The organism is Fibrella forsythiae, from assembly GCF_017353175.1.
Classification (GTDB): Bacteria; Bacteroidota; Bacteroidia; order Cytophagales; family Spirosomataceae; genus Fibrella; species Fibrella forsythiae.
On sequence record NZ_JAFMYW010000001.1, the window covers coordinates 1375059 to 1385092 of the forward strand.

Sequence of the window (10034 nt, forward strand, 5' to 3'; positions counted from 1 at the left end):
CTATTGTGCATTCAGATAACGTAAATACTTATCTAGTCACTTTTTTGGGTCATGAAAAATTATCGGTCTACTACTTACCGGGCCCCTGCCCGTTGCCGAACTATAGTATGGATGCTATTATTTCTTGCAGGCATTCTCCCTACGGCACTACAGGCACAAACCATTTCGGGAACAGTCTATCGCGATTTTAACAGTAACGGAGTTTATGATACAGCTCCTGCATCTACCACCTTTACAGAACTTGGCCTGGCTGGCATAGAAGTTCGTCTTTTTAACGCGGCGGGCGTCAACATCACACCAGGCCTCTCAGTAACCACATCGGCAACTGGCTCGTATGCCATTACGCCTACGCAGGCGAGTGGCCCCTACCGCGTGGAGTTTACGATCCCGACAAGTCTGGACCATTTCTACAGTGGAGCGGTAAACACCAGTCAGGGAACATCGATTCAGTTCGTGGCATCGGCACCAGCTACGGTTAATTTTGCAGTGAACTATCCGAAAGATTATTGCCAGAGTAGCCCCGACCTGGCGGTTGCCTGCTTCGTTAGCGGTGATCCGCTGGCAACGGGCAGTACGGTAGCCTCTGACGATGCCATTGTTACAGTACCTTACGGCATTGCCAACGCCTCTACGGCCTCACCTTCTCATTTGGCAAACGCTTCAGAAGTGGGCAGCGTTTGGGGAGCGGCTTATCAGCGCACATCGAAAAAACTGTTTACAGCAGCTTTCCTGAAACGGCACGTGGGTTTAGGCCAGTTGGGGCTTGGTGGTATTTATACGACCAACATAACCACTACGCCAACCAGCACTACCTACGCTGACCTTGAAACGTTAGGCATTGATCTTGGTGCTTCCTTATTGGGTACTCGCGTGTTACCTGCCAATGGCACCGTTTCGAACAATGACGCAACTGCCTTTAACCTGATTGGCAAAATTGGGCTTGGCGGTGTTGCGCTGTCTGATGATGAAAGCAAATTGTATGTCATTGACCTATACAATAAAAAACTGCTTATTCTGAATATTGGCAACCCTGCCAAAAGCTCCCTTACGGCTGCTGACATTCAGCAGGTGACTCTTCCAACCCCTACCTGCGTTGGCGGTGTGGCCCGGCCTTTTGCGGTCAATGTAGGAAATGGGAAAGTGTATGTGGGTATTGTTTGCTCAGGAGAGAACAGCGTGAACAGCGGTAACGCAAACCTGGATGGGTACGTCTATGAAATGGATCCGGCCACCAACGTATTCAATTCAACGCCGATTCTGACGATACCGCTGGATTACACCAAAGGCAGGATGCACACAGGGCACCCCGAGATGGGCAATACCTGGAGCCCCTGGGCCAGTTCATTTGCGCAGCTCTTCCGGGGAGACGCATCAACGGCGGGCGCCCGGATTGGGCGGGCACAGCCAATGCTCTCCAACATTGCCTTTACCGACAATGGCGATATGCTCCTGGCCTTCATGGATCGGGGTGGCCACCAGTTAGGGTACCGCAACCGGAATACAACTGATACAAAGGCAACGCCCGATACACTGTTCAACGGCTACATCAGCGGTGATCTGTTACGCGCCCGATACAATGGTTCTGCCTGGGTTATGGAAAGTAATGGCCGGGTTGCAGCCACGTCAACACAGGCACAATTATCGGGGGCTGGCACAAGCAATAGCCAGGGCCCGGGCGGTGGGGAGTTCTACGCAAACGACGTATATGCAGATAATACCGGAGATCTCCATCAGGAAACAATTGAAGGTGGCATTGCGGTAATCCCGGGAACCAACCATGTTGTAGCAACCGTGATGGATCCCCTCACCATTTGGTCGGGTGGTTTCAGTTGGTTCAACAACACGAATGGTGATGACACCAAACGGTATCAGATTTACCTGACTGTAGGTACGGGGGCTAACCCGGCTACCTATGGTAAAGCGAACGGCCTGGGGGTGATTGCCGCCGTATGCGACCCTGCTCCTATTCAAATTGGCAACCGGGTCTGGAGAGACGTCAATAATAACGGCATTCAGGACCCGGGCGAACCGGCGCTGGCTGGTGTCGCTGTGCTTCTGAAAGGCCCCGGTTTACCAACGGGTGGCATTTCGGTAACGACGAATAGCAGTGGCGAATATTACTTCTCTAACCGATCGGCAACAAACGCAACAGGCTTTGCCAACAGTTTGTCGTTAACATATGGTGGTTCGTATTCACTGACCTTCCCGACCAGCACAAGCGCCGGCACATTACTACTAAGTACCAAACCAAACTCAGCTACGGGCACTAACCCCGACCAGATTGATACAGACCCTAATGTGGCCGGTTTGGTAAGTTTCACCTTGGGGTTACCCGGCCAAAATGATTTCACCTACGATGCCGCTTATTTTCAGCCAGCTTCATTGGGCGACTACACGTTTGATGATGCCAACAAAGATGGCATTCAGAATGCAGGAGATACACCGCTGGTCGGCGTAACGGTAACGCTCTATCAGAACGGATCAGCGGTGGCCACAACCACCACCAACGCTTCGGGCCTCTACTCATTTACAGGATTGACCCCAGGTACGTCCAACAGCTATTCAGTTGGCTTTACCGCTCCTGCTGGCTACACAGCCACCATCAGCAACGTCGGTTCAGATACCGCCGATTCGGACCCAGATCCAGCTACGGGTATTACGGCCCCGGTGACCCTGACTGCCGGCGAGAACAACCCAACCCTGGATGCTGGTTTTTATCTGATTCCGGCTTCACTGGGCGACTATACATTTGTTGATGCTAACAAAGATGGTATTCAGAACGCAGGCGACACCCCATTACCGGGCGTAACCGTAACGCTCTTTCAAAACGGATCGGCCGTGGCCACCACAACAACGAATGCGTCGGGGCTCTACTCGTTCACAGGCCTAACGCCAGGTACGTCCAACAGTTACTCGGTAGGCTTTACTACGCCAACCGGCTACAAAGCCACCATTAGCAATGTAGGTTCAGACACGGCTGACAGTGATGCCAGTCCGGCAACGGGCAACACCCAGTCGGTAACCCTGGCTCCGGGTGAGCACAACCCAACCTTGGATGCTGGTTTTTATCTGATTCCGGCTTCACTAGGCGACTATGCATTTGTTGATGCTAACAAAGATGGTATTCAGAACGCAGGCGACACCCCATTACCGGGCGTGACGGTAACGCTCTATCAAAATGGAAGCGCCGTAGCCACCACAACAACGAATGCGTCGGGGCTATACTCGTTTACGGGGTTGACCCCAGGTACGTCCAACAGCTACGTGGTAGGTTTCACACCGCCTGCTGGCTACACGACTACCATCACCAACGTGGGCTCCGACACCGCCGACAGTGATGCCAGCGTAGTAACGGGCAACACCCAATCGGTGACCCTGGCTCCGGGCGAGAACAACCCAACCTTGGATGCTGGTTTTTATCTGATTCCGGCTTCACTGGGCGACTATGCATTTGTTGATACCAACAAAGATGGCATTCAGAACGCAGGCGACGTTCCGCTGGTAGGCGTAACGGTAACATTGTACCAGAACGGATCGGCCGTGGCCACGACCACCACCGATGCATCGGGTCTCTACTCGTTCACAGGCCTAACGCCAGGTACGTCCAACAGTTACTCGGTGGGCTTTACACCGCCTGCTGGCTACACGACTACCATCAGCAACGTAGGCTCAGACACGGCCGACTCAGATGCCGATCCGATCACGGGCAACACCCAGTCGGTAACCCTGGCTCCGGGTGAGCACAACCCCACGCTCGATGCGGGCTTCTTCCTGCCAACGGCCAGCCTGGGCAACTTCGTCTTTGAAGATGTCAACAAGGATGGCCTTCAGGATGCCGGTGATATCTCCATTCCGGGTGCGGTGGTCACCCTGCTCCAGAGTGGCACCGTAGCGGGTACCACCACTACGACTGTCGACGGTCTCTACAGCTTCACGGGCCTGACCCCGGGCCTCCCCTACTCGGTGAGCTTCACCACCCCGGCAGGTTTCTCGGCCACCACCCCGAAGGTGGGCAGCGACGACACCATCGATTCGGACCCGGTGGCGGGTGTCACGGCCCCGGTGACCCTGTCGGTCAACGAGAACAACACCACCCTGGATGCCGGCTTTGTTCGGCCAGCCGTAACTTACTCGATCGCGAAGACGGTAAGCAAGAGCCGGGTGGCGAAAGGTGAAATCGTTACCTACACGATCTCCCTGACCAACACCAGTGCCACCACGGCCACGAACGTGATTGTTACCGATGCCTTTAGCTCGTCGGGACTCACGGTTATTGGTTCAGGGTCGGCTTCGGTGGGTAGTTTTGTTCCTTCGTTAACAGGCGGTTTGTGGACTATACCAACGCTGGCCGGTGGTCAGGTAGCTACGTTGAGCTTCCAGGCGCAGGTCAATACTGAAGGACTGGTTTACAATGTAGCCACCGCACCCGGCGGCACCAGCACTACGGCTACCGCCTGCCTGACGGTTCCTTTCCATGTATGCGAGAATACGCCTTTCGAGTTTTTACTGTCGACACCTACTAGCTTCAGCACCTATCAGTGGTCGTTGAACGGCACGCCAATTCCGGGAGCCACCAGTTCAACACTGAGCGTGACCGCCATTGGTGAGTATACCGTATCGGCAACCAACTCGGCCGGGTGCCCGGATGGCTCATGCTGCCCCTTCGTGATCATCGCCGATCCGGCACCGAGCCTGACCGCCACGGCGGTAGCGGCTAGCTGCACCGGTGCCACACCACTCAACGATGCCAAAATCACCCTGGTGGGCAGTTCAACCAATGCCGTTAGTTATAACGTCTCTGTGGGTAGTAGCTTCACGGCTTCGACACCCCTGTTTGCCACTGACCAGCCGCTGTCAGGTTTGACTACGGGCAGTGTGCTGGTAGCCAACCAGCATAACCCGGCTCTGGCCCCGGGAACCACCTACACGATTCGGGTGTACTCGGCCGAAGGCTGCTTCAGCGATGTGGTAGTGGTCATTCCACCGGCTCAGTGCCAGTGTCCACCCGTCAAGTGTGTACCTGTAACGGTGAAACGCGTCGTTCGGCGCTAGGGGCAGATTATATCCAGCGTGTTTTTATGCGGGCCAACTCCTCATCGAGTTGGCCCGTTTTTTTACACGCCCTGCTCTGTTACTTCTGATTAGCTATAGCAACTTAATACAAGCGACGCCATACGAACAGTGTGGCTACAGAGTAGATAGTGTAGACCTTGGTTCAACATACCAACATCAGCATAGCGAACAAACCAGTTATATCTACTCATATCTACGACCAGAGTTGGTTTGGCACAGCCTTTGGTAAGCCGGGATTATTCTGTCTATGTAAACGCATTAAGCCAACAATGGAACTACGGCTTACACAAGCCCATCATTTATTAACAAATAAGTAAGTCCATGTACGATATACTTAAGTAGGTACATTTTTTGCATGTCACGCTGTAGCTTGATCGCCTACCACTTATCTAGCTTTTCCTATAAACAGACAGTCTATGGTGGGTCTATGTCTCTTTTTTCCTGCATAAGCGCATTCCGCTCCATTCAGGCATTCAGTCTTGTTTTTCGAAACACCACCGACCACCATAGCCCATGTACAATTCACGGGTATTCACCTTCTACTTCGGCTGTTTGGCCAAGCCTTATCAAGGGTCCGAGTGGTGTCTGGAAACGGCGATCGTGTTGGGAATACCACATGAATATACGGCAGTTTGCCCAACAGGCAACTCACCACTAATCACGCTTCCATTTCATTAGCTAGACCAGCCAGATAGCGCATGGCCATACACCATTAGCTCAAGGAACAGGGCACCCGAATCAGCCATACCGTCCTGTTATCAGTATCGGTCTATATCCACTACTCCCTTTTTACAATCTAATAAAATGAAAGAATTATACGCTATTCTACGTTCACGCCTATCCAGGCAGCAAGCTGTTTGGGCGTTTTTTCTGGTGGTGGACCTCTGTGTCCTGTCGTTTTCAGTACAAGCTCAAGCACCATGCTCAGACTTTGCGGTAGTGGTTAGTAACTGGTCAGATGCGTCTCTTCAGCGTTTCGACGGTAGTACGGGGAATTACGAAAGGCAACTGGCTACAGGGATTGGGCAAAGGATCAACTCCGTGATGCAGTACCCAAAACCAAATGGCAATTTGTATTTATCTGGATATGAAGAAGTTAATGTGGTTGATGCCTTTACCGGAACATTACAGTTCAGCTTTTCGGGAGGTCCGTTTTCAGGCCTTACCGAACAGATTGTTATGGGTGCCGATGGAGCCATCTATGTAGCCAACGAAGGTACCGGCGCTGGGTCAGGGTCAATTGCCAGGTATAACGCGACTACCGGGGCTTATATTGATACGTTCATTAGTTTCACTACCTATCAGCCAAACGGCTTAGCCCAGGACGCTGCAGGCAATTGGTATGTAAGCACGCGTAATAGCCCCAGTGAGGTACGTAAATACAGTAGCACAGGCACCCTTCTGGGGGTTGTCACCACCATGGGGGCCAGTGCAACAGGCGGTGGCTTAAAGGTATTCAACAACGAACTTTACGTCGTGACGACCAACAGCCCGCAGACGGTAGAAGTATATAGCCTGCCTGTTACCAGTTTTCCTGCAACGCCCGCCCGTACCATCGTTACGGGCGGCAGCACCTTTGTGGGTATTGATTTTGGGCCCGACAATAACCTGTATCTGGCCGAATTTTATGGCAGTAAGATCTCAGTCTGGGACCCTGTTACAGGTACGTCTGTTGCTACACTGACGAATGGGTTAATCTCTACACCGCATGGCATCGGCTTTACAACCTGTACTGCCGTACCCTGCACATTGCTCGTCACGGCTACGCCAGGTACGTGTGAGCCGGCCACTAATCAGTATACGGTAACAGGTACAATTAGCCTGACGGCTGCTACCGCCGGTACCGCCACCATTACCGACGGCACAACGAGTACAACCATCGCCGTGGCCGCCTCGGCTACCTCGGTCGCTTATTCGCTGTCAGGCTTAACGTCCGGAACAGGCTCACACACCGTAGTTGTTAGCCTGCCTTCTTGTGGAACCACTACGGCCATCTATTCGGCCCCAGCCTCCTGCACGGTAGCCCCTTGCGGGTTGGCATTGACGGTAACGCCGGGGATTTGCGAAATGGCTACCAACACCTATGTGCTGTCAGGATCACTGGTTGCCACGAACGTACCGACCAGTGGCACAATCACGATCTCGTCGGGTGCTTTTGCCAACCGCACAATTGCCATTCCAGCTGGTAATGCATCGGGACCACTCAGCTACAGCGGGCTGATCAGCAATGGGCAAACCTTCACCGTGACGGCCAGTTTCTCTGATACCGCCTGTACACCGGTTAGCCGGACATACACGGCACCGGCCTCCTGTTCGGTAGCGCCGATCTGTGCCATGAGTGCTATTGCTTCGGCCGGGCTCTGCGCTACCGCCACCAACACCTACTCGGCAAGCGTAGTTGTTGCCCTGACCAACGCGCCGGCCGGCACCATCACCGTCAGCCTGCCCAACGCGGCGCCCATTACGCAGGTATTGGCCGCCAACACCAGTTCCTTCACGGCCGTTTTCGCCGGGCTCACATCAGATGGCACCAGCCACACGGCGACCATCAGCCTGCCAGGTTGTGGCTCAACAACGGCACTCTTCACCGCACCAGCCTCGTGTTCGGTAGCGCCAGTCTGTACCCTGAATGCCGTTGTCACGGCAGGCATCTGTCAGTCGGCCACCAACACGTTTAGTACCACGGCCGTGGTCACCCTGACCAACCCGACGGTGGGCGTGCTCACCATTACCGACGGCCCCGCCAGCCAGACGTTTGCCACAACGGCCGTCACAACGGCCACCTTCACGGCCGTCTTTGCGGGCATTCTCTCCGATGGCGCCTCGCGTACCCTGACGGCCTCCCTGCCCGGCTGCGCTACCCGAACCAGCCTCTATTCGGCACCAGCCTCCTGTTCGGTAGCCCCCATTTGCAGCCTGAGCGCCACAGCAACAGCGGGTCTTTGCGCCAGCGCCACCAACGCGTATTCGTCAACAGCGGTGGTAGTACTGACCAACCCAACAGCCGGTACACTGACCATCACGGATGGTCCCCAGAGTGCCACCTTCATTACTACGGCCGGCAGCAGTGCCACTTTCACCGTTGGTTTTGCTGGTCTGGTGTCTGACGGTAGCGTTCACACGGTTCAGGCAACGTTACCGGGCTGTTCAACAACTTCGACCACCTACACGGCACCAGCCTCCTGTTCAGTAGCGCCAGTTTGTTCGGTGTCGGTGTCGGTTAGCGTAGGTACGTGTGCTACGGCCACCAACACCTACTCGGCTACTGCTATCGTTACGGCACAGAATCCACCAGCGGGCGCCAGCCTGTCGGTGACCACCGGCGGGCGGACACTGGTCTTCTCGACCACAGCCATCAGCCAGAACACCTTCACAGCGACCTTTAACGGCCTGCTCTCGGATGGTGCCATTCACCCTGTGGTGGTCACTCTGCCTGGCTGCGGCAGCACCTCAGCAGCCTATACCGCACCGGCTTCGTGTTCGGTAGCACCCGTTTGCTCGCTGAGTGCCCTGGTCAGCACTGGTCAATGTGCCACAGCCACCAACACCTTCTCCAACACCGTAACGGTGGCCCTGACCAACCCCACGGCGGGTACGTTGACGGTGAGCGATGGCATACGGAGCGTGACCTTTGCGGTGGCGGCCACAACGGGTTCAGTCATCGCCCCGGCCGTCTTCAACGGGCTGATGTCGGATGGCACCTCCCATACAGTCACCGTTTCGTTGCCCGGTTGTTCAAGCCTGGCCACAACCTATACCGCACCAGTTGCCTGCACGGCAGGTTCAGCGGCATACGCCATCACCAAAACGGTGGACCTCAGACGGGTCGAGAGAAGCGGCATTGTCACTTACACGGTCTCGCTAACCAATACGAGCAACGTCACGGGGACCAATCTGGTAGTAAGCGATCAGCTGAGTACCACGGCTGTTACGTTTGTGGGTAGTGCAACCGCCTCCACAGGTACGTTCACGCCGGGGGGTAGCTCAGGTAACTGGAGTATTCCCTCGCTGGTGGCCGGGCAAGTAGCTACACTCCGCTTTATGGTTCAGCTCAATGAGGAAGGAATTACCTATAACAAGGTTACAGCGCCAGACGGCACAACGGCCTCCGTCTGCACCACCGTACCTTTTCATGTCTGCGCTGCTACTCCCTTCCTGATCGACATCACCGTTGCGCACGGTGATGCACCTTACCAGTGGAGCAGAAATGGGCAACCTATCGCGGGTGTATCATCCAACACGCTTTCAGTGACGGCCCTGGGCGAGTACAGCGTCGTCAGCCAGGCAGCAGGTGGCTGCCCTGATGGCTCGTGCTGTCTATTCGTTGTTGAGGAAACGCCAGCGCCCAGCCTGACGGCTATTGCCACAGCGGCGAACTGCATCAACGGCGTTCCGGCGAGCGATGCTAAAATCACACTGATAGGTAGCAGCACAAACGCGGCAAGCTATAACATCACGCCGGGCAACAGTTTCACAGCGGCCAACCCGATATTTAGCACCAACCAATTACTAACCTCCGTGGTGGGTGGAGTACTACTGGCAAATCAGCCTAATCCGGCATTGGCACCTGGTCAGGTGTATACGATCCGGGTCTACACGGCCGATGGCTGTTTTGCCGATACTACGGCAACAGTTCCCCCCGCTCAATGTAATTGTCCAACCTCGGTTTGCACACCGATAAAAGTGACTCGAATAAGGTAAACATACTCATTCAACCCTATCAAACGCGGACGGTCAACCTGTACAGGTTGACCGTCCGCGTTTGATTTAATAGGTACCCATAACGTACCTGTCGGCACCAGGCTTTATCGACATATATGCTCAATAGCACACTACGGGACTGGCAATCAATTAGTAAGTATTAGTTATTAAAATTCAAAAAACGAGTACGGTTATTTAACATGAATCATGCCAATTAATCTTATGGGTCAAAGGAATACATAGAATATTAAACTTTTTGC

General features: G+C 54.3%; 2 protein-coding genes. Both read left to right on the forward strand.

The annotated features are described in order from the left end of the window. The first annotated feature begins 111 nt into the window (after positions 1-111). Positions 112-5052: an SdrD B-like domain-containing protein gene (locus tag J2I46_RS06155; RefSeq protein ID WP_207328070.1), complete on the forward strand. Its 4941-nt coding sequence runs from the start codon at positions 112-114 to the stop codon at positions 5050-5052. Between the two features lie 825 nt (positions 5053-5877). Next, entirely contained in the window at positions 5878-9774 is a 3897-nt protein-coding gene (locus tag J2I46_RS06160) for a DUF11 domain-containing protein (protein WP_207328071.1), read from the forward strand. Positions 9775-10034 lie beyond the last annotated feature (260 nt).

Bases quoted from the DNA above. Each gene is read 5' to 3' on its own strand.
- J2I46_RS06155 (WP_207328070.1), top strand. From the start codon at position 112: ATGCTATTATTTCTTGCAGGCATTCTCCCTACGGCACTACAGGCACAA.
- J2I46_RS06160 (WP_207328071.1), top strand. From the start codon at position 5,878: ATGAAAGAATTATACGCTATTCTACGTTCACGCCTATCCAGGCAGCAA.